Raw genomic sequence first — 23,884 nt, 5'->3', positions numbered from 1 at the left:
GGATGGAATGGGGGAGATGCGCCGGTCCCCACGCAACCGCAACGGGCGCCGGACCGCACAGGACACTCGGCCGAACGGGCCCCACGGGGGTGGTGGCGCTCACCCGAACGGGCTCGGCGGTCACTCGGAGCCCGCCAGACGCTCGATCGCCGCCATGGGGACCGGGAGCCAGTCCGGGCGGTGGCGGGCCTCGTAGACGACCTCGTAGACCGCTTTGTCCGTCTCGTAGGCGCGCAGCAGCGCGGGATCCGCGCGGGGGTCCGCACCCGAGACCTCGGCGTAGCCGGAGCAGTAGGCGGCGCGGCAGCGGGCCGCCCACTCGGCGTTCCAGGGGCGGTGCGTGCGGGCCGCGTAGTCGAAGGAGCGGAGCATGCCCGCCACGTCGCGGACCGCGGGCTGCGGACGGCACCGCTCGGCGAGCGGCTTCGCGGGCTCGCCCTCGAAGTCGATCACCGCCCAGCCGTCGTCCTGCGTCGCCCGCAGCGTCTGGCCCAGATGGAGATCACCGTGGATGCGCTGGAGCAGGCCCGAGCCGACCCCTTCGCCCACCGCCGCGAAGACGGCGCGCAGCCCCGGGACGTACGGCAGCAGCGCGGGCACCGCCTGCGCCGCGGCGTGCAGCCGCTGGTCCATCTCGGCGGCCAGATGCTCCGTCTGCGTCCGGTGCAGCCGTTCGGTCGGCAGCGCCGCGGCCAGGGCGAGGTGCACCTCGGCCGTCGCGCGGCCCAGGGCGAGCGCTTCACCGGTGAACTCCCGGCCCTCGGCGAGCGCGTCGAGGGCGAGCCGCCAGCCGTCCCTCGAGTCCCGCAGATACGGCTGCAGGACGCCGAGCGTGCTGGCGCCCGACTCGAACCAGGCCACCGGGGCCGGAACGCGCGTGCAGCCGGCCCGGGCGAGTGCCAGCGGCAGCTCCAGGTCCGGATTGGCCCCGGGGCTGACCCGCCGGAAGATCTTCAGGATGTACGCATCGCCGTACACGAGCGAGGAGTTGGACTGCTCGGCGTCGAGCACGCGCGGGGCGAGCGCGGGCGGCAGATCGGCCGACCCGTGGAAACTGAGCGGGCCGATCCGGCCCGGTGTGCGCAGCCGTTCGTAGAGCAGCCCGGCGAGCCGCGGGTCGCGCAGCCCTTCGTAGACCGCCCGGCCGGCGAGTGGCCCCTGCCGGATCCGCCCGATCAGGGCGGGGGCGAGGCGTGGCGGCAGCTGGGACCGTACGCCCAGGAGCAGTTGGTAACAGTCGGCGGGCGACCCGGCCGGGCGACCCGGCTGTTCGACCCGTACGAGAAGGTGCAGCAGCCCGGGTCCCGCGCCGTCCAGCGGCAGCAGCTCGGTGGCCGCTTCCAACGTGAATCCGGTGACCCGACGCCCCTTGCCCGCGAACCAGCGCTGCCGGGGCAGCCATTCATGGAGCAGGGGAGCGAGTGACGGGAGGAGGGCGGCCGGGGCCCGGGTGGTGGATGCGGTCTCCGGCATGGCATCGCGTCCTTTCCCCGGGGGGCGCAGATTCGAGTTCGCGTGAATCGAGTTCAAATGCGCAGAGTGTCCCGGATGGCAGCATCGACTGTCCGGAAGTGCGGGACGTGTCGGGAGGGGAAGATCCGTATGGGCCCGACAAGAAGGCCCGTATGGACCTGAATCGACCGTGTGTGGGTCACAGTGCCCAGGGTGGCGCGGGGGAAACCCGCTCCACCCCGGGCAGTTGGTCCGGCGCGCGTCAGCTCTTCGCCGACCTGGCCTTCTTCAGACGGAACCAGTAGAAGCCGTGACCCGCCAGCGTCAGCAGATACGGCCACTGTCCGATCGCCGGGAACTGCACCTGGCCGATCAGCTCCACCGGGGACATCCCGTCGAACTGCCGCAGGTCCAGCTCCGTCGGCTGGGCGAAGCGCGAGAAGTTGTTCACGCAGAGCACCAGATCGGCGTCCAGTCCCTCTTCGGGGGCGGACTCCCGGAGGAAGGCGAGCACCGCGGGATTGGACGACGGCAGTTCCGTGTACGAGCCGAGCCCGAACGCGCGGTTCTGCTTACGGATCTCGATCATCCGCTTCGTCCAGTGGAGCAGCGAGGACGGCGAGGCCATGCCCGACTCGACGTTGGTGACCTGGTAGCCGTGGACCGGGTCCATGATGGCCGGCAGGGTCAGCCGCCCCGGATCGCAGGACGAGAAGCCCGCGTTCCGGTCCGGCGTCCACTGCATCGGGGTCCGCACCCCGTCCCGGTCACCGAGCCAGATGTTGTCGCCCATCCCGATCTCGTCGCCGTAGTACAGCACCGGCGACCCGGGCAGCGAGAAGAGCAGCGCGGTGAACAGCTCCATCTGCTTGCGGTCGTTGTCGAGGAGCGGCGCGAGGCGCCGCCGGATGCCGATGTTGGCCCGCATCCGGGGATCCTTGGCGTACTCCGCGTACATGTAGTCGCGCTCTTCGTCCGTGACCATCTCGAGCGTCAGCTCGTCGTGGTTGCGCAGGAAGATGCCCCACTGACAGCGGGACGGGATCGCCGGGGTCTTGGCCAGGATCTCCGAGACCGGGGTGCGCGACTCCCGCCGTACCGCCATGAAGATCCGGGGCATCACCGGGAAGTGGAACGCCATGTGGCACTCGTCGCCGCCCGAGGCGAAGTCGCCGAAGTAGTCGACCACGTCCTCCGGCCACTGGTTCGCCTCGGCGAGGAGCACCGTGTCCGGGTAGTGGTCGTCGATCTCCTTGCGGACCCGCTTGAGGAAGGCGTGGGTCGCCGGGAGGTTCTCGCAGTTGGTCCCCTCCTGCTGGTACAGGTACGGCACCGCGTCCAGCCGGAAGCCGTCGATGCCGAGGTCCAGCCAGAACTTCAGGGCCGAGAGGATCTCCTCCTGCACCGCCGGGTTCTCGTAGTTGAGATCCGGCTGGTGCGAGAAGAACCGGTGCCAGTAGTACTGCTTGCGCACCGGGTCGAAGGTCCAGTTCGACGTCTCGGTGTCGACGAAGATGATCCGGGCGTCCTGGAACTGCTTGTCGTCGTCGGCCCAGACGTAGTAGTCGCCGTACGGCCCGTCGGGATCGGTGCGCGACTCCAGGAACCACGGGTGCTGGTCGCTCGTGTGGTTCATGACGAAGTCGATGATCACGCGCATGCCGCGCTGGTGCGCCGCGTCCACGAACTCCACGAAGTCCGCGAGGTCACCGAACTCGGGCAGGACCGAGGTGTAGTCGGCGACGTCGTAGCCTCCGTCCCGCAGCGGCGACTTGAAGAACGGTGGCAGCCACAGGCAGTCCACGCCCAGCCACTGCAGATAGTCCAGCCTGCTGGTGATGCCCTTGAGGTCGCCTACGCCGTCCCCGTTGCTGTCCTGGAAGGACCTGACGAGCACTTCGTAGAAGACGGCCCTTTTGAACCAGTCCGGGTCACGGTCCTTTGCGGGCGTGTCCTCGAAGGTGTCGGGGACGGGTTCGTTGACAGTCATGAGGTGGGTGACCCTCCGATCGACGGGGACGGTCGCAGAGCGAGGACGTGCGCGGGCCTGACGCCCGGCTCGAGGCGCACATAGTTGGCTCTGCCCCAGTGATAGGTCTCGCCGGTGAGCTCGTCGCGCACCGGTACGGTCTCGTGCCAGTCGAGGCCGAGCTCCGGCATGTTCAACGAGACCGTGGCCTCCTGGGTGTGGTGAGGGTCGAGGTTCGCGACCACCAGAACGGTGTTCGAACCCGACCGCTTGCTGTACGCGATCACCTGGTCGTTGTCGGTCGCGTGGAAGGTCAGGTTCCGCAACCGGCGCAGGGCCGGATGGCGACGCCTGATCCGGTTGAGCGTGGTGATCAGCGGGGCGATCGTGGCCCCCGAACGCTCCGCCGACTCCCAGTCCCGGGGCCGCAGTTCGTACTTCTCCGAATCGAGGTACTCCTCGCTGCCGTCACGCAGCGCGGTGCCCTCGCAGAGCTCGTAACCGGCGTACATGCCCCAGGACGGCGCGAGCGTGGCGGCGAGCACGGCCCGCACCTCGAAGGCGGGCCGGCCGCCCTTCTGGAGGTACGCGTGCAGGATGTCGGGGGTGTTCACGAAGAGGTTCGGCCGCATCTGCGCCGCCGTCTCCCCGGACAGCTCCGTGAGGTACTCCGTCAGCTCGGCCTTGGTGTTGCGCCAGGTGAAGTACGTGTACGACTGCTGGAAGCCGATCGCGCCGAGGGTGCGCATCATCGCGGGCCGGGTGAACGCCTCCGCCAGGAAGATCACGTCCGGGTCGGCCCGGTTGATCTCCCCGATCACCCGCTCCCAGAACACCACCGGCTTGGTGTGCGGGTTGTCGACACGGAAGATCCGTACCCCGTGGTCCATCCAGTGCCGCAGGATCCGCACCGTCTCGGCGACGATCCCGTCCATGTCCTTGTCGAACGCGATCGGATAGATGTCCTGGTACTTCTTCGGAGGGTTCTCGGCGTAGGCGATCGAGCCGTCGGGCCGGTGGTGGAACCACTCCGGGTGCTTCTCCACCCACGGGTGGTCCGGCGAGCACTGCAGCGCGAAGTCCAGCGCGATCTCCAGGCGCAGCTCCCGGGCGCGCGCCACGAAGGCGTCGAAGTCCTCGATCGTCCCCAGATCCGGGTGGACCGCGTCGTGCCCGCCCTCGGGCGAACCGATCGCCCATGGCACGCCGACATCGTTCGGGCTCGCCGACAGCGCGTTGTTGGGGCCCTTGCGGTGGGTGGAGCCGATGGGGTGGATGGGCGGCAGATAGACCACGTCGAAACCCATCGCGGCGATCGCCGGCAGCCGCTCGGCGGCGGTCCGGAAGGTCCCGGGCCTGGTCCGGCCGCGGACCTTCTTCACCCCCTCGGAGCGGGGGAAGAACTCGTACCAGGAGCCGTACAGCGCCCGCTCGCGCTCCACCTGGAGGGGCAACGCGGGCGAGGCGCTGACCAGTTCGCGCAGCGGGTGCCGGTCAAGGGCCTCGGTCACCTGTGGCGCGAGCGCCGCCGCGAGGCGGGCGGCGGGGGAACGGGACTCGTCACGCAGCGCGTCCGCGGCGGCCAGCACGGCCTCCCGGCCGCCGCCCTTCTTCGGAACGCCCTTCGCGGCGCGCTCGTGCAGCTCGGCGCCCTCGGCGAGGACGAGTTCGGAGTCGATCCCCGCCGGGATCTTGATCCTCGCGGCGTGCCGCCAGGTGGCGAGGGGGTCGCTCCACGCCTCGACCGTGTACGTCCACAGCCCCTCGGCGTCCGGCGTGACCTCGGCGCCCCACCGGTCGGTGCCGGGCGCCAGCTCGCGCATCGGGGTCCAGGGGCCCGGCCGTCCTGACGGGCCGCGCAGTACGACGTTGGCGGCGACGGCGTCGTGGCCCTCGCGGAAGACGGTGGCGGTCACCTCGAAGGTCTCACCGACCACGGCCTTCGCGGGGCGGCGGCCACAGTCGACCAGTGGGCGGACGTCCAGTACGGGAATACGTCCCATGAGCGGATTCACAGCATCACCTGAGGGTTTGCGGGGGTGCGGGTGGTGGTGCGCTCTTTGTAGCTCCGTCGACGGCTGGCGGGTTGCGGGCATGGCCGCTCCTGTCCGCGTTCACTCGGATGGCGGGTCTACGGGGGTGTACCGGGGGAGCCTTCCACTGACTTCGGGTGGCCAATCCGGCGCTTTGTTAACTACTCGGACGTAGCCGCACGGACAAGCACACGGCACCCACAAGAAACCGGCCTCGTCCTTGTGGGACGAGACCGGTTCACGAACGGCCGTACGGTCAGGCCCGCTGCGTGGGCCTGACCGGGTTGGGCCGTTCGGCCCAAGGGGGCGGGCCGTGCGGCCGGGGCTCAGCCCTGCGCGGACGGAGACTGATCCTCCGTGCCGGTGCCGGTGCCGGTGCCGGTGCCCGGGTCCGTGTCCGTGTCCGGGTCCGTGTCGGCGGCCCAGACCTGCCACGGCTGGCGCGTCACCCACTCCTCCACCGGCGCGGGGCGGAGGCCGAGGACCTCCGCCGACACGCCGTCGTCGTCCGCCAGGAGCAGCGGGTCCGACCCCGTCGCCATGTAGTGGTAGATCCCGGCGACCCCGGCCGCCGTGGCCGGCCCGAGCAGCTGGGCCAGCCCCCGCTCGAAGACGGCGGGCGGCAGCTGCACGTACCGCACCGTCCGCCCGAGCCCCCGGCCGAACGCGGCGGCGAGCTCCGCGCCGGTCAGCGCGTACGACCCGCCGATGTCGAAGGTGCGGCCCTCGAGCCCCTCCACGGTCAGCGCGGCGTGCACCGCCTCCGCCAGGTCACGGTGCGACAGCCAGGCCGTCGGCGCGGACGGCGGCAGCGGGTAGGCGAGCACGCCCTCGCCGACCAGGGACGGGCCGTTCCACGGCGAGAAGAGGTTGTCCAGATACACCGGCGGCCGTACGACGACCAGCGGCACGCCGCTGTCCCGCAGTACCTCCTCGGCGATCCGCCGGGTCTCGAAGGCGGCCACCGAGGTGGGTCCGTGCGGGATGCGGGTGTTGGCGTTGTGGACCAGGCGCACGACGCCGGCCTCCAGGGCCGCCAGTGCGATGTTGCGTGCGTAGAGGCGTACCCGCTCCGGCTCGTACACCAGGGGCATCGTCACCACCGCATGGGTCGTGCCCTCGAAGAGCCGCCGCACGTCCCCCGGCCTCGCCAGGTCACCGGCGACGAAGGAGGCACCGGGCAGCGGCGGCCGGTCACCGGCCGGACGACGGGTGAGCGTGCGCACCCGGTGGTGCCGCTCGGCGAGCAGACGCGCCACGGCGCCCCCCTGGAAACCGGTCGCTCCCACGACCGCGACCCTCATCGGAATATGACTGGACATGTGTGGTGGAGGCCCTTCGATAGGCTGTGGGTGCTGCTGCCCTGACGGCACTCTCAGGCTGCGGCGGGGGCTTCGTTGGTTCAATTAACAAACCGGGGCGGAAGTTGAAGGATCGTCCATGGAAATCGTGGGAACCGACCGTGACGACCTGCTGAGCGAGCTGCTTCAACCGCTCCGCCTCACCGGCGTCTTCGACAGCCGCTGGCACGTCCGCGCGCCCTGGGCGATCGAGGGCGACGCCGAACAGAGCTGCGCCGTCCTGCACTACATCGTGGAGGGCGGCTGCTGGATCACCGGCGACGGCCGAACGCCCCTGGAACTGCGCGCCGGTGACCTGATCGTCTTCCCCACGGGCACCGCCCACCGGCTGTCCGACCGGCCCGACCGCCAGGGTGTCCCGCTCAAGGCGGTGCTGCCCGAACGCAAGCCGGGCACCTCGGGCGAGATAGTCATCGACGGCAGCGGCCCGGAGAGCCGGTTGCTGTGCGCCGGACTCCACTACGACGCCAGCGCGGCCACCGGCCTCTACACCTCACTGCCGTGGGCGCTCGTCCTCGACGGCCCCCAGGTCGACCGCGAACCGCTCCTCCGCGACACCCTGCGCCTCCTGGCCTCCCCCGACCGCCCGGTCGGCCCGGGGGACCGCCTCATCACGCTGCGCGCCTTCGAGATGGCCCTCGTCCTGGCCCTGCGCCCCCTCCTCCGCGAACTCGCCGACAACCCGACGTCCCTGCCGATGCTCCGCCACCCGGGCATCAGCCGCGCCCTGGTGGTGATCGCCACCCGCTTCGCGGAGCCCTGGACGATCGAATCCCTGGCCCGCGAGGTCGGCATGTCCCGCTCGGCCTTCACGGCCGCCTTCCGCGAGCTGGTCGGCGAGTCCCCGGCCCGTCACCTGACGAGCCGCCGCATGCAGGAGGCCGCCCGGCTGCTCGCGGAGACGTCCCTGCCCCAGTCGGGGGTCCCGGCGCGGGTGGGGTACCAGAGCGCGGTCGGGTTCCACCTGGCGTTCCGGAAGTGGTTCGGGGTGACGCCGGGGGAGTACCGGGCGGGGGTGGACCATGCGGCGTGAGCGGTCCGGTGATCCCGCACGCACCAGCCGGCGCCTCGTCACGATTGCCTTCCGTCAAGCGCGATTCCACGTGGCGGCTCCGCGCTCATGACCTCATCAGGGTGATGTGCCCGGGCCCGGGCGCACCACCCTTCCCCGCACCAGAACTGACGGAAGGGCACGACATGCTCGCGATGGACCAGATCCGGGCGCTTCTGCTGAAGCACGACGACCCTCACCACCTGGAACGCCCCGCGGATTTCGACCCGGCCACTTCGCGGGAGTGTTTCGCCCGGCTGGTGAGCGCCCTGAAGGAACGCTTCGGGCCGTCCTGCTCAGGCGGCCTGGCTCAGGACGCCAGTTTCTACGGTGTCGTCGATGTCCCGGCGGACGCGACCGGTCTCGGCGGGCCCGTGTGTGTCGCGATGAGTAACTTCGGCCGCTACTTCGTCACCGCTGACGTGGTGGTCGGTAAGGAGGTACCCAGCGGCGAAGCGCGCCTGACCGAGCAGTTCGTGACGTGGCTCGACGGCGTCTGCACAGCGGCGGGGTGCACCCTCGTCCCGGCCGAGCTGCTCCGTGAGCCGTACGACGGACCGTCGGTCCTGGAGGCGCACCGGGACGAGGAACTGGTCGCGGCGCTCGTGGCTGCGGGCGAGGTGACCGCGGACGAGGACGATGAGGAGGAGGTGGGAAAGGCGTACTGGCACGACCGGTACTTCGCGTACATGTAAGACATCTGAGCCTCTGTCCGATCCGGCGCGGCCCTTTGGCCCCGCTCGGTTCGGCGCGGGGGTTCGACCCCCGCGAACCGTCCCGCTTTCTCGCCCATCAGCCGGTGGTCACACCCGTCTCCGTACCGGCTCCCCCTGCAAGATCACGATCTGCACGTGAATTATCAAGTTGTCATCAAAGGAGCGGTGGTGGACCTCTCGCGATTCCGCGGGCTTTTGGGAGACCCACTCCTTGACGGTGATTCCAGTCCAGAGTGGTCTGACATCGAGGCGCATCCCTCATCGGGATGAATAGGATAGGGGTACAGCTCTGGACCGCGCACCCTGAGCGCAGAGTAAGCCGAATGGGCGGTGGGCCACTTTCGACCTGTCCTTCACGGGCTTTTTGTGGCAGGCGCTGAACGGAGATCTCTTCCTTCGTCATCTACGGCGAACCCTCGTTCGAGCCCCTGGGCGTGATGAGTGACTAGTGGCCTAGCCGTAGCCGCTCACTCGTTGCGGGCGCGGCGGAAGCCTGCCCGGGCTCGCCCCCACCCCGGTCGGCATGGACATCTGCGTGCCGAGTCCGACGAGCGGCCGCCCACCCGCCGGACGGGCCCGAAGTGCGCAAATGCCTCGTGAACGGGAGCTGACTGGCCGGTTCTTAAAAACCGCTGGACGGACGTTCATTGCCCCCTGGGTGCCCGCCGTGAAGGCTCGGGTGCGGCACAGCCGGCCGGCACAGCCGTGACCCACGAGGAGAGGCGATACCACCGTGACGAGGTCAGGGCAGGAGTATCTGGAGGCACTGCGCGACGGGCGCGAGGTCTGGCTCGACGGGGAGCGGGTCAAGGACGTCACCGCGCATCCCGCCTTCCGGGCCACCGCGGCCTCCTTCGCGGGGCTCTACGATCTCGCCCACGACTCTCCACGCACCCCCGCCCTCGTCGCGGGCGGGGTCCACCGGGCGTACGCCGTGCCCCGTTCGTACGAGGATCTGGTGGCGCGCCGGCGGGCGTACAAGGTGTGGGCCGAGGCGAGTTACGGCTTCCTGGGGCGGACTCCCGACTACATGGCCTCCGGCGCCGCCGGGTTCGCCGCCGCGCCCGAGGTGTTCACCACCGACTGCTTCGACGGTGCCGAGAACGCCCTCGTGTTCCATCGCAGGCTCGCCGAGGGCGGGCTGCACTGCGCCTTCACCCTCACGAATCCTCCCGGCGACGAGAGCGTCCGGGTCGTCGAGGACCGCGCCGACGGGATCGTGGTGCGCGGTGCCAAGACCATCGGCACCGGCGCCGTCTTCGCCGACGAGGTGCTCGTCGGGACCATCGAGCCGCTCGCCGCCGACGACGTGGAGCGGGCGCTCTCCTTCTCCGTACGCGTGGACACGCCCGGGGTGAAGCTCATCTCCCGGACCTCGTACGAGGCGCAGGCCCGGTCCGTCTTCGACCAGCCGCTCTCCTCCCGTTACGACGAGAACGACGCGCTGCTCGTGTGCGACGACGTCTTCGTGCCCTGGGAACGGGTGCTGACCTACCGGGACGTGGGCGCGACGGCCGCCATGTGGTGGGAGACGCCCGCGTACCTCAACCTCGTGCACCAGTCCGCCACCCGCTTCTGGACCAAGCTCGAGTTCCTCGCCGGGCTCGCGATCCTGATCGCCCGGTCGAACGGCACCGAGAAGGTCCCCCAGGTCACCCAGGCCATCGGACGGCTGCTCGGGATGGTCGCCCAGGCCAAGGCGTTCGTCCTCGCGGCCGAGGCGTCGTGGGAGCCGGTCGACGACGGGCGGGGCGGGGTGCGGCCCGGCACGGACATCTCCTTCGCCCAGCGGATCATGGCCGGCGAGCTGTACCCCCGGGCCGTCCAGGACATCAAGCTGCTCGCGGGCGGGTCGATCATCCAGACCCCGGCGAGCGCCCGCGACCTGCTCCACCCCGAGCTGGGGGAGCTCGTACGGCGGTACTTCCGTACGCCCGGGCAGCCCGCCGAGGACCGGCTCAAGCTCCTCAAGCTCGCCTGGGACGCGCTCGGCTCCGAGTTCGCCGGGCGGCACGAGCAGTACGAGCGCTTCTACCAGGGCGCCCCGCACGTCTATCTGACGATGCAGACCTGGGCCGGCGCCGCCGAGGACTGTGCGTCCCTGGCGCAGGCGTGTCTGGACGGGTACGACCTCGGGACGACCCGGTGAGGACCCCTGGACCGATGCCCCCTGGCCCGGAGACTTCCGGACCGGAGACTTCCGCATCGGCGCCCCCCGGGCCGGCGACCTCCCCACCGGCGCCCCCCGGGCCGGCGACCTCCGAACCGTCGCCCCCCGTACGCGGCGCGCTCGCGCTGCTCGCCGCCACGCAGCTGCTGCTCATCCTCGACACCGCGATCGTCAACGTCGCCCTGCCCTCCATCGGCGAGGACTTCGGAGCGGGAGCCGCCGGGCTGTCCTGGGTGGCGAACGCGTTCCTGATCACCTTCGGCGGCCTGCTGCTGCTCGGCGGGCGGGCGGCCGATCTGCTCGGCCACCGGCGGGTGTTCCTCGCCGGGCTCGGGCTCCTCGCGGTCTCCTCCGCCGTCGGCGCCCTCGCGCCCGGCGCGGGCGTCCTGGTCGCCGCCCGCGCGGTTCAGGGTGTGGGTGCCGCGTTCGCCGCGGCCGCCGCCTTCGCGCTCCTGCTCGTCCTCTTCCCCGACGGGCCCGCCCGGCACAAGGCGCTCGGCGCGTTCGCCGCGATGGGGGGTCTCGGCGGAGTCCTCGGGACCGTACTCGGCGGAGTCCTCACCGACCTCCTGGGCTGGCGGTCCACGCTCTGGCTCAACGTCCTCGCCGCCGTGCTGCTGGGCGCCCTGGCCCTGCGGGTGATCGGCGAAAGCGCCCCGGGCGGCAAGGGGTTCGACCTCGCCGGCGCCCTCACCGGCACCGGCGGCCTCGGCCTCGTCGCCTACGCGCTCGTCGGCGCCGGCGAGAACGGATGGCTGTCCGCGCCGACCCTCGGCGCGGGCGCCGGCGGGCTCGCCCTCCTCGCGGCCTTCGCCGTCGTCGAGACGCGCACCGGCCGGCCGCTCGTGCCGCCCGCCGTCCTCCGAAGGCCCGCCCTGTGCCGCGCCAATCTTCTCGGCGCGCTCGCGCAGATGACGCTGTTCCCGATGTTCTTCCTGGTCAGCGTCTATCTCCAGAGCGTCCTCGGGTACGCGCCGCTGGGCGGCGGGCTCGGCCTGCTGCCGCTCTCCCTCGTCGTCGTCGCCGTCGCCCCGCAGACCGGGCGGCTCATCTTCCGGCTCGGCCTCACCCGGACCATGACCCTGGGCTTCGCCCTGCTGTGCGCCGGCACGCTCTGGCTCGCCCTCGCCCTCACCCCCGACGGCGGCTTCCTGACCACCGTCCTCGCCCCGAGCCTCCTCCTGGGCGTGGCCCTGCCGCTGGTCATGGTCACCACCAACGTCGCCGCCACGGCCGAGGCCGCCCCCGAGGAGACCGGGCTCGCCTCCGGACTGGTCAACACCAGCCAGCAGTTCGGCTCCGTCCTCGGCCTCGCCGTCCTCGTGGCCGTCGCCACGACCAGTACCGAATCAGCCACCGCGGCCGCCCGGACCGATGGATTCCGGGCCGCTCTGCTCGTGGGAGCGGTCTTCGCCGCCGTCGCCACGACGATCTCCGTACGCTTGCGCATGCCCACGCCCGCCCCGGCGCCGACCACGCCCGGGCCGAGTGGCAGAACCACGGCGACCACGCCGACACGGTGACCACGCCGCACCACGGCGACCACGCCGACACGGTGACCACGCCGACCCCGTAGACCCGGCGCACGAGCCGAAGGACGCACTCCCCTGCCTCCCCCGGCCAGGGACCCCCAGTGGCGTCCTGAGGCGAACGCGCCCCAAAACAGAGGGGGCATTCCGTTGGCCCTGTACGACCTTGTCGCGCCCCGGCTCGAAGAGCGCGGGGACCCGCGCTACCGCATAGCCGACATACGCGCCGCCGACCCGCTCGGCGCCGACGCCCTGCTCGCCGCGCTGCCCGCGATGAACGCCGCCGCCGACGTGCCCGCGCTCACGGTCGCCCTGCGCACCGTCGTCCCCGACCCGGAGCGGGCCGCCGAGTGGAGCGTGGTCGACGCGCTCGCCGCGATGCGCGACCTCGGCATCCTGCTCGGCTCACTGAAACGTCACGGCATCCAGCCGGTGACCGCCGTCCCCGAGGTCCTCCCGGTCCTGGAACTCCTCGGCCGCCGGACCGACATGGTGCCCCGCGACACCGTGCACCACTACACCACCTGGAACCCGACCGGACCCCGCCGGCGGACCTACACCGGCCATCCCATGGAGGCCCATCTCCAGGAAGCCGTCCGGATGACGTTCCCCGGACTCGTCGCCGCCCTCGACACCTGCTCCCGGCTCGCCCGGCTCGAACCGTACGACCCCGGCTTCGCGGGCGCCCTCGACCGCATCGCGCAGCACGTCCAGTCGATGGTCGACTCCATCGACCACACGGTCACCCACGTCACCCCGGAGTTCTTCGCCACCACCCTGCGCCCCTACTTCGAGGAGATCGACGTCGCCGGCCGCGACTACCTCGGCCCCGCCGCCGCCCAGGTGCCGCTCTGGCTGGTCGATCTGACGCTCTGGCAGTGCGACCGCTCGAACCCCGCCTACGACGCGTTCCTCGCCGACTCCCTCCAGTACAGCCTGCCGTCCTGGCGTGACTTCCACGCCCGTCATGCCGGCCGGGTGTCCGCCGTCAGCAAGCTCTCGGCGGCCCTCAGCTGGGAGAACGCCGAGCGGCTGCCCCCGCAACTGGCCGCCTCCGCCCACGCGCTCGGCAGGGTGCTGCGGATCCTCAAGACCTTCCGCGCCCGGCACATCGGCATGGCCCGCAAGGCGTACGCGGACGAGCTGCGGCTCTACGACGAGGGGAGCGGCGGCGCCCCGATCGCCCTGCTCCGCTCGATCCTCGACCTGACGCGGGACAACGAGACGCTGGTCCGCCGCGCGACCTGCGGCCCTGCGGGGGGAGGGGGCCGGGCCCCTTCCGCGGCGGGGGCCGCGGCGAGGGCCGGTGCCGGTGTCACGGCGGGGGCCGCTGCCGGCACCCCGGCGAACTGAGGGAGGGCCGCATGACCCTCCGTACCCCGTACGAGCCCTTCCCACCGGACGGCGGACGCGACCTGCCCGGCGGCGGGCTCCTCCACGTCGTCGTCGCCGGCGGCGGCATCGCCGGTCTCACCACCGCCCTCGCCCTGCACGCCGCCGGCCACGACCGCGTCACCGTCGTGGAGTCCGCCCGGGAGAGCCGCCCCGTCGGCGCCGGGCTCAACCTCATGCCGCCCGCCGTCCGCGAACTCGACGCGCTCGGCCTGCTCCCGCGCCTGGAGGCCGGCGCCCTGCGCACCCGCGAGCTGCGCTACTACCACCGCTCCGGCAGTCTCATCTCCCGCGAGCCGCGCGGGCTCGGCGCCGGCTACCGGTGGCCGCAGCTCTCGATCCACCGGGCGCACCTCCAGCACGTCCTCGCCGAGGCGGTACGGGAACGGCTCGGCCCGGCCGCCCTGGTCACCGGCGTCCGGGTCACCGGGGTGGAGCCGCTGCCCGACGGCAGGCCCCGCGTGCGCGTCGAGCACCGTGACGGGGCCCGGCGCGGCCGGGCCTCGCTCGAACCGGACGTGCTCGTCGGCGCCGACGGCATCCGCTCCGCCGTCAGGGCCGCGCTGAACCCCGACGAGGGCAGCCCGCCCTGGAACGGGATGCTGGTGTGGCGGGGTGTCTCGCGGATGCCGGCACGGGCCGTCGGCTCCTTCATGTTCATCGCGGGCGACGACCGGCAGAAGGCCGTGGTCTACCCGATGCACCGGGAGGGGAGCGACGTACTGGTGAACTGGGCGCTCGCCCGGCCGACCGAGACCGCGCACGAGGCGTACCGGGGGGACTGGAATCGTCCCGTGCCGGTGGAGACGTTCCTGCACCACTTCGAGGGCTGGGAGTTCGACGGCGTCAGCGTCCCCGAGGTGCTGAGGGCCGCCGACACCGCGCACGAGTACCCCATGGTCGACCGTGAGCCCCTGGACCGGTGGACCCACGGCCGCACCACCCTGATCGGCGACGCGGCCCACGCGATGTACCCGATCGGCTCCAACGGAGCCACCCAGTCCGTCGTCGACGCCCGAGCCCTCGCCCACGCGCTGGCCGTCCACCGCGATCCGGCGGAGGCCCTCGACGCGTACGAGCGCGACCGCAGACCCACCACCACCGCGCTCCAGCGCGCCAACCGGCGGCTCGGGCCCGAGGTCGTCATCGATCTGGCGCACCAGCGGGCCCCGCACGGGTTCACCGACATCCAGCGGGTGATCCCCGCCGCCGAACTGGCCGCGATCGCCGCCCGTTACGCGGCCACCGGCGCCTGCGACCAGGACGCCGCCAACCGCGACTCGCCCTACACCGTGCCGTCGGGGCCCGCCCCGAGCCGACCGCCTGCCGGGCTCCGGGCGGGCGCCCCCCGGGGCCCCAGCCGCTGACAGCCCGCCGACGCTTCCCGGCGGTCGGCCGACGGTCCGCCGATGCTTCCCGGCGGTCCGCCACCCGCGTACGCCACGGCGCGCGACCCCCGCGCGCCGTGGCCGGGAGAGGGCGCGGTGGCCTACCGTCGGGGTTGCACGACCGGCTGCACAGCGTGGTGCGTCCGCTCCGCTCCGTACTCCCCTGCGAAGGTGGAACACGTGAAGGCAATCCGTCGATTCACCGTGCGTCCCGTCCTCCCCGACACCCTTCGACCGCTCACCGACCTGGCGCGGAACCTGCGCTGGTCCTGGCACGAGCCGACCCGTCAACTCTTCGACTCCCTCGACCCCGACCGCGCGGACCGGCCGGGTGCCCGCAGTGGCGGGGACGTCGATCCGGTCCGGCTGCTGGGTTCCGTCTCCGCCGACCGCCTCGCCGCACTCGCCGCCGACCAGGAGTTCCTGGACCGGCTGCGGGCCGCGGCCGAGGATCTCGACCACTATCTGCACGCCCCCCGCTGGTACCAGGAGCGGCAGGGGCAGCTGCCCGCCTCCATCGGATACTTCTCCCCCGAGTTCGGGGTCACCGCCGCCCTCCCGCAGTACTCCGGCGGCCTCGGCATCCTGGCCGGCGACCACCTCAAGGCCGCCAGCGACCTCGGCGTCCCCCTCATCGGTGTCGGCCTGCTCTACCGGCACGGCTACTTCCGGCAGTCCCTCTCCCGCGAGGGCTGGCAGCAGGAGCACTATCCCGTCCTCGACCCCGGCGAGCTGCCCGTCTGTCTGCTCCGCGAGAGCGACGGCACCCCCGCCCGGGTCACCCTCGCCCTGCCCGGCGGCCGCAGTCTGCACGCCCACATCTGGACCGCGCAGGTCGGCCGGGTGCCGCTGCTGATGCTCGACTCCGACGTCGAGGAGAACGCCCCCGCCGAACGCGAGGTCACCGACCGGCTGTACGGCGGCGGCAGCGAACACCGGCTGCTGCAGGAGATGCTCCTCGGCATCGGCGGTGTCCGTGCCGTCCGTACGTACTGCCGGCTCACCGGCACCCCCGCGCCCGAGGTCTTCCACACCAACGAGGGCCACGCCGGCTTCCTCGGCCTCGAACGCATCCGGGAGCTCGCGGGCGACGGGCCGCACGGGAAGGGCCTCGACTTCGACGCGGCCCTGGAGACCGTCCGCGCCGGGACGGTCTTCACCACCCACACGCCCGTTCCTGCCGGGATCGACCGCTTCGAGCGGAGTCTCGTCGCCCGCCACCTCGGCGAGGACGGCGAGCTCCCCGGAGTCGACGTGGGCCGCGTGCTCGCGCTCGGCGACGAGACCCCGCTCGGCGGCGAGCACGGGCTGTTCAACATGGCCGCCATGGGCCTGCGCCTGGCGCAGCGCGCCAACGGCGTCTCCACCCTCCACGGGTCCGTCAGCCGTGGGATGTTCGCCGGTCTGTGGCCCGGCTTCGACCCGGAGGAGGTGCCGATCGACTCGATCACCAACGGGGTGCACGCGCCGACCTGGACCGCGCCCGAGGTCGGCCGCTGCGCCGAAGGGGCCGGCGACCGGGAGCTGTGGGAGCTGCGCAGGACCCTGCGCGAACAGCTCGTGACCGAGGTACGGGAACGGCTGCGGGCCTCCTGGCGGCAGCGGGGCGCCGCGGCGGCCGAACTCGGCTGGACCGACTCCGTCCTCGACCCGGACGTGCTCACCATCGGGTTCGCCCGCCGGGTCCCCTCGTACAAGCGGCTCACGCTGATGCTGCGCGACCCCGAGCGGCTGCGGGCCCTGCTGCTGCACCCCGAGCGGCCGGTGCAACTCGTCGTCGCGGGCAAGGCGCACCCGGCCGACCTGGGCGGGAAGCGGCTCGTGCAGGAGCTGGTGCGGTTCGCGGACGATCCGCGGGTGCGGCACCGGATCGTCTTCCTGCCCGACTACGGCATGGGCATGGCCCGCAAGCTGTATCCGGGCTGCGACGTCTGGCTCAACAACCCCCTGCGCCCCCTGGAAGCCTGTGGGACCAGCGGGATGAAGGCCGCCCTCAACGGCTGCCTCAACCTCTCGGTCCTGGACGGCTGGTGGGACGAGTGGTTCGACCCCGACTTCGGCTGGGCGATCCCGACGGCCGACGGGGCGGCGGCGACGGACGAGGAGCGCCGCGACGACCTGGAGGCGAACGCGCTCTACGAGCTGATCGAGCGCCACGTCGCCCCGCGCTTCTACGACCGGGGCGCGGACGGGGTGCCGGCGCGCTGGACCGAGATGGTCCGCAGGACACTGGGCGACCTCGGCCCGAAGGTGCTCGCCGACCGCATGGTGCGCGAGTACGTCGAGCGGCTGTACGTCCCGGCGGCCCTGGCGCACCGGGCCCTCGTGCCGGACACCGCCCGGAGCCTGGCCGCCTGGAAGGGGCGGGTGCGCGGCGCCTGGCCCAAGATCGCCGTCGACCACGTCGAGGTCGGTGAGGTCGGCGAGGACCTGGCCGACGCGGAGCTCGGTGCGACGACGGCGGTACGGGTGCGGGTGGCGCTCGGCGCGCTGGACCCGGACGACGTGGAGGTCCAGGCGGTCACCGGCCGGGTCACCCCCGACGACGCGCTCGTCGACACCCGGGTGTGCGCGCTCAAGCCCGCGGGCGGCCCGGACCTGGAGGGCCGCGTGCCCTATGAGGGTTCGCTCGTCCTGGACCGTACGGGCCCCTTCGGCTGCACGGTCCGGGTGCTGCCCTCGCATCCGCTGCTCGCCTCGGCGGCGGAACTGGGGCTGGTGGCCCTGCCGACGGAGGCGACGGGGGAGGGGGCGGGTGTGCTGATGCGCTGACCGGTGCGTCAGTCCTCTGGTACGGACCAGGGTCTTGACGTGTTCATGGGGTGCCTTTAGGTTCCACGCTCGACGCGGAGTTCACTCCGCCGGCCTGCGTTCACATGACGGAACGAAAGGTACCCCCCACATGCGTCGCAAGACCCTGGTCCTCGCCCTCGCTGCGGCAGTCGCAGCCACCCTCGCCCCGACGGCCGCCGCGGGCGAAGGGCAAGAACACACCGCCCCCGCGGCCGTCACCGCCCCCGCGACCTTCACCCACCCCGGCGTCGTCGTCTCCCGGCCGCAGCTCGACTTCGTCCGCTCCAAGGTCCAGGCGGGCGCCCAGCCCTGGAAGAGCGCCTACGACCAGATGATGGCCGGCGGTTACGCCTCGCTGAGCCGAACCCCCAAGCCGCGGGCGATCGTCGAGTGCGGGTCCTCCTCCAACCCCAATCACGGCTGCACCGACGAGCGGCAGGACGCGGTCGCCGCCTACACCCAGGCGCTCGCCTGGTACATCACCCGCGACGACCGGCACGCGCGCAAGGCGATCGAGATCATGGACGCCTGGTCGGCCGTGATCAAGGACCACACCAACTCCAACGCCCCGCTCCAGACCGGCTGGGCCGGCTCCTCCTGGCCCCGGGCCGCCGAGATCATCAAGCACACCTACACCGGGGGCTGGGCCCACTCCGGCCGCTTCGCGACCATGCTGCGCACGGTCTACCTCCCCGAGATCATCAACGGCGCCGCCACCAAGAACGGCAACTGGGAGCTCATCATGACCGAGGCCGCGCTCGGTATCGCCGTCCATCTGGAGGACCGCGCGGCCTACGACAAGGCCGTCGCGACCTACCTCGGCCGCGTCCCCGCGTACATCTATCTGACGACCGACGGCTCCCTGCCCAAGCCGCCACCGAACAGCGGCATCGACACCCGCGACGAGATCGTGAAGTACTGGCAGGGCCAGACCACCTTCGTCGACGGCCTCTCCCAGGAGACCTGCCGGGACTTCGGCCACACCGGCTGGGGCCTCGCCGCCGCCGTCCACACAGCCGAGACCAGCCGCATCCAGGGCGCGGACCTCTACCCCCGGGTCTCCGAGCGGCTGCGGCACGCCCTCGGCTTCCACACGAAGTACGAGAACGGCGCGGCCGTCCCGTCCTGGCTGTGCGGGGGCACGGTCGAGCCCGGCCTGGGGAGGGTGACGGAGGTCGGCTACAACGCCCTGCACGGCCGCATGGGGATCCCCATGACGAACACCGCGCTCTACACCGAGGCGCGGCGGCCGTCCGGCACGGACAACTACTTCGTCTCCTGGGAGACCCTCACCCACGCCGAAAACCCGCACTGACCCCGCCTCATCCCACCAGCGCCTTGCCGGCGAGCCGCCCGTCGGCGAGGCAGAGGCGGTAGACCGGGACGGCCGCGAGCAGCTCCGAACGGTAGTAGAGGCACCGGTCCATGCCGGGCGGCTCGGCCGGAGCGCCGGCCGGGGGACCGTCCAGCGGGTGCGGCGGGAGCCGTTCGGCGTCGGCGGTGAGGGGATCGCCGACGCGCAGCGCGGCGTAGTCGTCCCGGTCCAGGAACGAACGGGCCTGCGTCCAGAGCCCGAAGGCGAGCATCACGAGACCGAGCGCGGTCACCAGCGCGAGCGGGATCCAGATCGCCCGCGCCAGCCCCCGGCGCACCTCCCGGCGCGCCCGGTCCCGTTCCCGTACGGCCGTGGAGGCCGCCGGTGGCGCGGCGGCCGCCGCCCCCGGCTCCAGCGGCAGCACGGCGCGGACGGTGAATCCGCCCGCCCCGTCCGGGCCGTGGTGCAGCCGGCCCCCGGCGAGCCGCACCCGCTCGTCGAGGCCGACGAGCCCGGTGCCGCCGGTCGGATCCGGGGCCGCCGCCCGGGCAGCGGGGCCGGCCACGGGGTTGGACACCGAGACGGTCAACACGCCGCCCGCGCGCTCCAGCTCGACCCGCACGGGCGCGCCGGGCGCGTGCCGGGCCGCGTTCGTCAACGCCTCCTGCACCACTCGGTGGGCGGCCCGGTCGACCATCGGAGGAGTGTGGGGGGCTTTCTCGGTGTCCTCGGCTTCCCGGACCGGCCCGGCCTTCCCGGATTCCCCGGTCTTCCCCGATTCCCCGGCCCTCCCGGATTCCCCGGCCATCCCGGATTCCCCGGCCCTCCCGGTCACCGTCAGGTCCACCCGCATCCCGGAGGCGCGCGCCCGTTCCACCACCTCCTCGACCGTCTCCCCGGCCGGCGCCGTCCGGGTGCCCGGCGCCTCCTCGCCCGCGCGCAGCACGCCGATGATGTCCCGGAGCCGGGCGGTGGCGTCGGCGGTCGCCCGCCGCAGCTCCCCGGCCGCCTCCTGCTGCCGCGTGCCGAGCGCCGGATCGACCTCCAGCGCGGCCGTTCGCAGCGCGATCAGGGCGAGGTCATGGCCGAGCGAGTCGTGCATGTCGCCCGCGATGCGGGTGCGTTCGCGCAGCCGCTCGCGCTCGGCGACCGCCGCCTGCTCGCGCTCCATGCACTCGGCCAGCTCCCAGCCCGTCCGGACCAGCCGGGCGTACTGGCGCACGTAGCGGCCCGCGAGCCAGGGCGCGACGATCGCCAGGGCGAGGGCGAGGACCAGGGTGAACCACTGGGCGAACGGCACCCCCGACCACAGCACGAGACCGAGACCGGCCGCCGCCACCGCCCCGAAGAGCGCGAGCGCGGCCCGGGTCTGCTCCTGTCGGCGTCCCGCGAGATAGCCGAAGACGACCAGGGCCAGGCTGTACGCCGGGGTGTACAGCTCCACCGTCGACGCGAGGCTCACCGCGACCGTGACGGCGAGCGACACCAGGGGCGAGGACCGGGAGAACGCCACGCACCCGCCGAGCACGGCGACACCGACGGCGACCTGCCCCCAGGAACCGCCGTCGTTCGGGTCGATCCGCAGCAGGACGGGGACGGAGAGGAGCCCCCACAGTCCCAGGTCGACCAGAAGATCCCGAAGTCGTTCGCGCCGCATCCCCCCAGCTTGCCGGACGTCCACGGCCGGGGCGCCCGACGAAAGGCAGGCCCGTGCGCCCCGCCCGGGGCGGCGGTCCGCCCCACGCCGTGGGCGACCGGTCGCGCTCGACGCCCGGCGTCAGGCCGGGCCGGCCTCGTCCTCCACCAGGCCCGCCTCGTACGCCAGGATCGCGAGCTGCACCCGATTCTTCAGGCCGAGGCGGGCCAGGACCGTGCTCACATGGGCCTTCACCGTGCCCTCCACGACGTACAGCCGGGCCGCGATCTCCGCGTTCGACAGGCCGGCGCCCACCAGCGCCACGACCTGCCGTTCCCGCCCGGTCAGCGGCTCCAGCCGCTCGCGTGCCTCCGCGGCCCGCGAGAGGCGGCCGGTCGGGAGGTGGGCGATGACCCGGCGGGTGACCTCGGGGGAGAGGAACGCGGCCCCGCCGGCCACCGCCCGTACCCCCGCGAGCAGTTCCCTCGGGTCGCCCGACTTCAGCAGGAAGCCGGCCGCGCCGGAGCCGAGGGCCTGGGCGATGTACGCGTCCTCGGAGAACGTCGTCAGCATCACGACCGCCACGTCCGGCACCGCGCGGCGCAGTTCCTCCGCCGCGCCGAGGCCGTCGAGCCGGGGCATCCGGATGTCGAGGAGGACCACGTCGGGCAGGTGGCGGCGGGCGAGTTCGACGGCCTCGCGTCCGTCGGCCGCCTCCGCGACCACCTCGATCCCCGGGTCGGCGGCGAGGATCGCCTTCACCCCGGCCCGGATCATCGTCTCGTCGTCCGCGAGCAGCACCCTGATCATGGCCACCACCCTAGACACGGACGCGCGGACGCCCGGAGGGAACGAGCCCTCCGGGCGTCCGCCCTGCCGCTGCCGTGCCGACGACGTTACGGGAACGTCAGCTTGAAGCTGTTGATGTAGCCGGTGTCCTGCGCGGCCTTGTCCTGGACCCGCAGCTTCCAGGCGCCGTTGGCGACCTCGCTGGACGCGTTGACCGTGTACGTGGCCACGACGTTGTCCGCCGAGTCGGAGGACGAGAACGGCTTCAGGTTGTAGACCGAGCCGTCCGGGGCGACGAGGTCGACGACCAGGTCACCGCGCCAGGTGTGGACGATGTTGACGTCCACCTTGAGGGTGGACGGCGCGTTGCCGGTGACACCCGTGACGTTGACCGTGGAGGTCACCGCGGCGCCGTTGTCCGGGATCGACACGTCGGCGGTGTTCTCGAAGGTCTTGCCGGTGCCGGGGTCGCCGCCGCCGGGACGGGCACCCACGTTGACGCCGGCCCAGGCGTGCTCGACGGCCTTCACCTCGGCGCTGCCGGCGCCGTACAGCTCGGTGGCCACCGCGACCGTGCCCGTACGGGCACCGGCGTAGTTGGTGTTCGAGCCGAACTTGGTGGTGAGCGCCTTGAACCAGATCAGCGAGGCCTTGTCACGGCCGATGCCCGTGACGGGCAGGCCGTCGGAGGTCGGCGAGTCGTAGCTGACGCCGTTGACGACCTTGGCGCCGCTGCCCTCGGAGAGCAGGTAGTACCAGTGGTTCGCCGGGCCCGAGGAGTAGTGGACGTCGATCGAGCCGATGCCGGAGTACCACGCGTCCTTGGACGAGCCGTCCTTGCTCGGCTTGTCCATGTAACGCAGCGGGGTGCCGTTGCCGCGGATGTCGATCTTCTCGCCGACGAGGTAGTCGCCCGGGTCGCTGGCGTTGTTGGCGTAGAACTCGACGGCCGCCGCGAAGATGTCGGAGGTCGCCTCGTTCAGGCCGCCCGACTCGCCGCTGTAGACCAGGCCGGCGGTGTTGGACGTGAGGCCGTGGGTCATCTCGTGCGCGGCCACGTCGATCGAGGTGAGCGGCTTGGTGTTGTTCGCGCCGTCGCCGTACGTCATGCAGAAGCAGGAGTCCGACCAGAAGGCGTTGACGTACGCGTTGCCGTAGTGGACCCGGGAGTACGGGGCGACACCGTCGCCGCGGATGCCGTTCCGTCCGTGCACGTTCTTGTAGTAGTCCCAGGTGAGCGCGGCGCCGTAGTGCGCGTCGGCGCCCGCGGTCTCCAGGTTCTGCGGGGTGCCGTTGCCCCAGACGTCGTCGGGGCCGGAGAAGAGCGTTCCGGTGCCGGACGTGCCGCGGTTGAGGTTGTACGTCTTGTGGTTGCCGCGGTTGGCGTCGGTCAGCGTGTACGGGCCGGTGCCGCTGGTGCCGAGGGTGACCTGGCCGGCGTACTGGGTGTTGCCGGTGCCGGTCTCGATGGCCTGCCACTCGTACAGCTTCTCGCCGGTCTTCGCGTCGGTGACGACGTGCAGCTCGTTCGGGGTGCCGTCGTGCTGGATGCCGCCGACGACGGTCTCGTACGCGAGGACGGGCGAACCCTGCGCCATCCAGACGACCTTGCGTGGCGCGCGGTCGGCCTTGGCCTTCTGGGAGCCCTCCGCGGCGGCAGCGCCCAGCGCCTGCTTCTCGGCGGCGGCCGGGGCGACGTCGGCGGTCGTGTCGACGTTCTTCAGCTCGGCACGGGACGCCTTGGTCACGCCCTCGGTCTTTCCGGCCTTGGTCTCGGCGACGATGAGGTCGCCGCCCAGGACGGGGAGTCCGGCGTAGGTGCGCTCGTAGCGCGTGTGGGTCGTGCCGTCGCGGTCCTGGACGACGTCGCGGACGACGAGCTTCTCCTGGACGCCGAGGCCGAGCGACTTGGCGGTCGCCGCCTTGTCGGCGTCGGCCGCGCGTATCAGCGCGGTGCGCTGGGCGGGGGAGAGGTCGGCCGGCAGCTTGCCCGGGTTGACCTTGCCCGCGGACCGGGCCGAGGGTGCGGCGGGCGTGACCTGCCCGGAGGTGTCCGCGGCGGTCGCGGCACCGGACTGGACACCGACCGCGAGCATGGCGGCGGCAGCGATCAGAGCGCCGGTCGCGGTGGCGCGACGGCTGGGCGTGGATCTCACGCAGACTCCTTTTGCGAGGGGGGTACCGGACGACTGGGTGGGCCCTCCGGGCGGAGCAAACAGAGCTGTGGAGCACGAACTCTCATACGAGTCGGGGAGAGAGTGGCAGTCGGCACAGGCATCTGTCAGGAGCG

Annotated in this window: 15 protein-coding genes; 8 read left to right on the top strand and 7 right to left on the bottom strand. The window is 72.3% G+C overall.

Annotated elements, in window-relative coordinates; translation table 11 throughout:
* Nucleotides 1-120: 120 nt before the first annotated feature.
* The 4 genes from ACZ4VW_RS00390 to ACZ4VW_RS00375 form a co-directional block, all read right to left on the bottom strand.
* A complete protein-coding gene (locus ACZ4VW_RS00390) occupies nt 121-1,473 on the bottom strand; it encodes a maltokinase N-terminal cap-like domain-containing protein (RefSeq protein WP_467956845.1) in 1,353 nt (450 codons plus the stop codon).
* A gap of 241 nt (nt 1,474-1,714) precedes the next feature.
* Complete coding sequence (gene treS / locus ACZ4VW_RS00385) at nt 1,715-3,442, bottom strand: maltose alpha-D-glucosyltransferase (RefSeq protein ID WP_467956843.1); 1,728 nt, start codon at nt 3,440-3,442, stop codon at nt 1,715-1,717.
* Nucleotides 3,439-5,424 carry an alpha-1,4-glucan--maltose-1-phosphate maltosyltransferase gene (locus ACZ4VW_RS00380; RefSeq protein WP_467956841.1) on the bottom strand — a complete coding sequence of 662 codons (1,986 nt, stop codon included), beginning with the start codon at nt 5,422-5,424 and terminating at the stop codon, nt 3,439-3,441. Before ACZ4VW_RS00380 ends, treS begins: the two co-directional genes overlap by 4 nt.
* 356 nt (nt 5,425-5,780) lie before the next feature.
* Complete coding sequence (locus tag ACZ4VW_RS00375; protein WP_467956839.1) at nt 5,781-6,776, bottom strand: SDR family oxidoreductase; 996 nt, start codon at nt 6,774-6,776, stop codon at nt 5,781-5,783.
* Between the two features lie 118 nt (nt 6,777-6,894).
* Between ACZ4VW_RS00375 and ACZ4VW_RS00370 the strand changes: the two genes are divergently transcribed.
* From ACZ4VW_RS00370 to ACZ4VW_RS00335, 8 genes are all read left to right on the top strand, one after another.
* On the top strand, nt 6,895-7,848 hold the full coding sequence (locus tag ACZ4VW_RS00370; RefSeq protein WP_467956837.1) for an AraC family transcriptional regulator: 954 nt from the start codon (nt 6,895-6,897) through the stop codon (nt 7,846-7,848).
* A 164-nt stretch (nt 7,849-8,012) separates the two neighbouring features.
* A complete protein-coding gene (locus ACZ4VW_RS00365) occupies nt 8,013-8,561 on the top strand; it encodes a hypothetical protein (protein WP_467956835.1) in 549 nt (182 codons plus the stop codon).
* A 754-nt stretch (nt 8,562-9,315) separates the two neighbouring features.
* The gene (locus ACZ4VW_RS00360) at nt 9,316-10,731 is read left to right on the top strand and encodes a 4-hydroxyphenylacetate 3-hydroxylase family protein (RefSeq protein ID WP_467956834.1); all 1,416 of its coding nucleotides are present in this window, start codon (nt 9,316-9,318) and stop codon (nt 10,729-10,731) included.
* A 14-nt stretch (nt 10,732-10,745) separates the two neighbouring features.
* Nucleotides 10,746-12,275 carry an MFS transporter gene (locus ACZ4VW_RS00355; RefSeq protein WP_467956832.1) on the top strand — a complete coding sequence of 510 codons (1,530 nt, stop codon included), beginning with the start codon at nt 10,746-10,748 and terminating at the stop codon, nt 12,273-12,275.
* A 156-nt stretch (nt 12,276-12,431) separates the two neighbouring features.
* On the top strand, nt 12,432-13,634 hold the full coding sequence (locus ACZ4VW_RS00350; RefSeq protein WP_467956830.1) for a monodechloroaminopyrrolnitrin synthase PrnB family protein: 1,203 nt from the start codon (nt 12,432-12,434) through the stop codon (nt 13,632-13,634).
* 11 nt (nt 13,635-13,645) lie between these two features.
* Entirely contained in the window at nt 13,646-15,040 is a 1,395-nt protein-coding gene (locus tag ACZ4VW_RS00345; RefSeq protein WP_467956828.1) for an FAD-dependent monooxygenase, read from the top strand.
* A 201-nt stretch (nt 15,041-15,241) separates the two neighbouring features.
* Nucleotides 15,242-17,833 carry an alpha-glucan family phosphorylase gene (gene glgP / locus ACZ4VW_RS00340; RefSeq protein WP_467956826.1) on the top strand — a complete coding sequence of 864 codons (2,592 nt, stop codon included), beginning with the start codon at nt 15,242-15,244 and terminating at the stop codon, nt 17,831-17,833.
* A 130-nt stretch (nt 17,834-17,963) separates the two neighbouring features.
* Complete coding sequence (locus ACZ4VW_RS00335) at nt 17,964-19,169, top strand: alginate lyase family protein (RefSeq protein WP_467956824.1); 1,206 nt, start codon at nt 17,964-17,966, stop codon at nt 19,167-19,169.
* Between the two features lie 7 nt (nt 19,170-19,176).
* On the opposite strand, the gene ACZ4VW_RS00330 is transcribed toward ACZ4VW_RS00335, so the two are convergent.
* The 3 genes from ACZ4VW_RS00330 to ACZ4VW_RS00320 all read right to left on the bottom strand — a co-directional run bounded on the left by ACZ4VW_RS00330 (nt 19,177) and on the right by ACZ4VW_RS00320 (nt 23,750).
* Nucleotides 19,177-20,826: a sensor histidine kinase gene (locus ACZ4VW_RS00330; RefSeq protein ID WP_467956822.1), complete on the bottom strand. Its 1,650-nt coding sequence runs from the start codon at nt 20,824-20,826 to the stop codon at nt 19,177-19,179.
* A 120-nt stretch (nt 20,827-20,946) separates the two neighbouring features.
* Entirely contained in the window at nt 20,947-21,615 is a 669-nt protein-coding gene (locus tag ACZ4VW_RS00325; RefSeq protein WP_467956820.1) for a response regulator, read from the bottom strand.
* Nucleotides 21,616-21,701: 86 nt separating this feature from the next.
* The gene (locus tag ACZ4VW_RS00320) at nt 21,702-23,750 is read right to left on the bottom strand and encodes a M4 family metallopeptidase (protein WP_467956819.1); all 2,049 of its coding nucleotides are present in this window, start codon (nt 23,748-23,750) and stop codon (nt 21,702-21,704) included.
* Between the last annotated feature and the right edge of the window lie 134 nt (nt 23,751-23,884).

The sequence above is a fragment of the Streptomyces sp. NPDC029139 genome (assembly GCF_055564335.1).
Note: the sequence above shows the minus strand (reverse complement) of the source record. Positions and strands in the feature narration are given on the sequence as shown.

Excerpts from the sequence above, each read along its gene's own strand:
- ACZ4VW_RS00390 (WP_467956845.1), bottom strand. The coding sequence starts at position 1,473 with ATGCCGGAGACCGCATCCACCACCCGGGCCCCGGCCGCCCTCCTCCCG.
- treS (WP_467956843.1), bottom strand. The coding sequence starts at position 3,442 with ATGACTGTCAACGAACCCGTCCCCGACACCTTCGAGGACACGCCCGCA.
- ACZ4VW_RS00380 (WP_467956841.1), bottom strand. The coding sequence starts at position 5,424 with ATGGGACGTATTCCCGTACTGGACGTCCGCCCACTGGTCGACTGTGGC.
- ACZ4VW_RS00375 (WP_467956839.1), bottom strand. The coding sequence starts at position 6,776 with ATGTCCAGTCATATTCCGATGAGGGTCGCGGTCGTGGGAGCGACCGGT.
- ACZ4VW_RS00370 (WP_467956837.1), top strand. The coding sequence starts at position 6,895 with ATGGAAATCGTGGGAACCGACCGTGACGACCTGCTGAGCGAGCTGCTT.
- ACZ4VW_RS00365 (WP_467956835.1), top strand. The coding sequence starts at position 8,013 with ATGCTCGCGATGGACCAGATCCGGGCGCTTCTGCTGAAGCACGACGAC.
- ACZ4VW_RS00355 (WP_467956832.1), top strand. The coding sequence starts at position 10,746 with ATGCCCCCTGGCCCGGAGACTTCCGGACCGGAGACTTCCGCATCGGCG.
- ACZ4VW_RS00345 (WP_467956828.1), top strand. The coding sequence starts at position 13,646 with ATGACCCTCCGTACCCCGTACGAGCCCTTCCCACCGGACGGCGGACGC.
- ACZ4VW_RS00335 (WP_467956824.1), top strand. The coding sequence starts at position 17,964 with ATGCGTCGCAAGACCCTGGTCCTCGCCCTCGCTGCGGCAGTCGCAGCC.
- ACZ4VW_RS00330 (WP_467956822.1), bottom strand. The coding sequence starts at position 20,826 with ATGCGGCGCGAACGACTTCGGGATCTTCTGGTCGACCTGGGACTGTGG.
- ACZ4VW_RS00325 (WP_467956820.1), bottom strand. The coding sequence starts at position 21,615 with ATGATCAGGGTGCTGCTCGCGGACGACGAGACGATGATCCGGGCCGGG.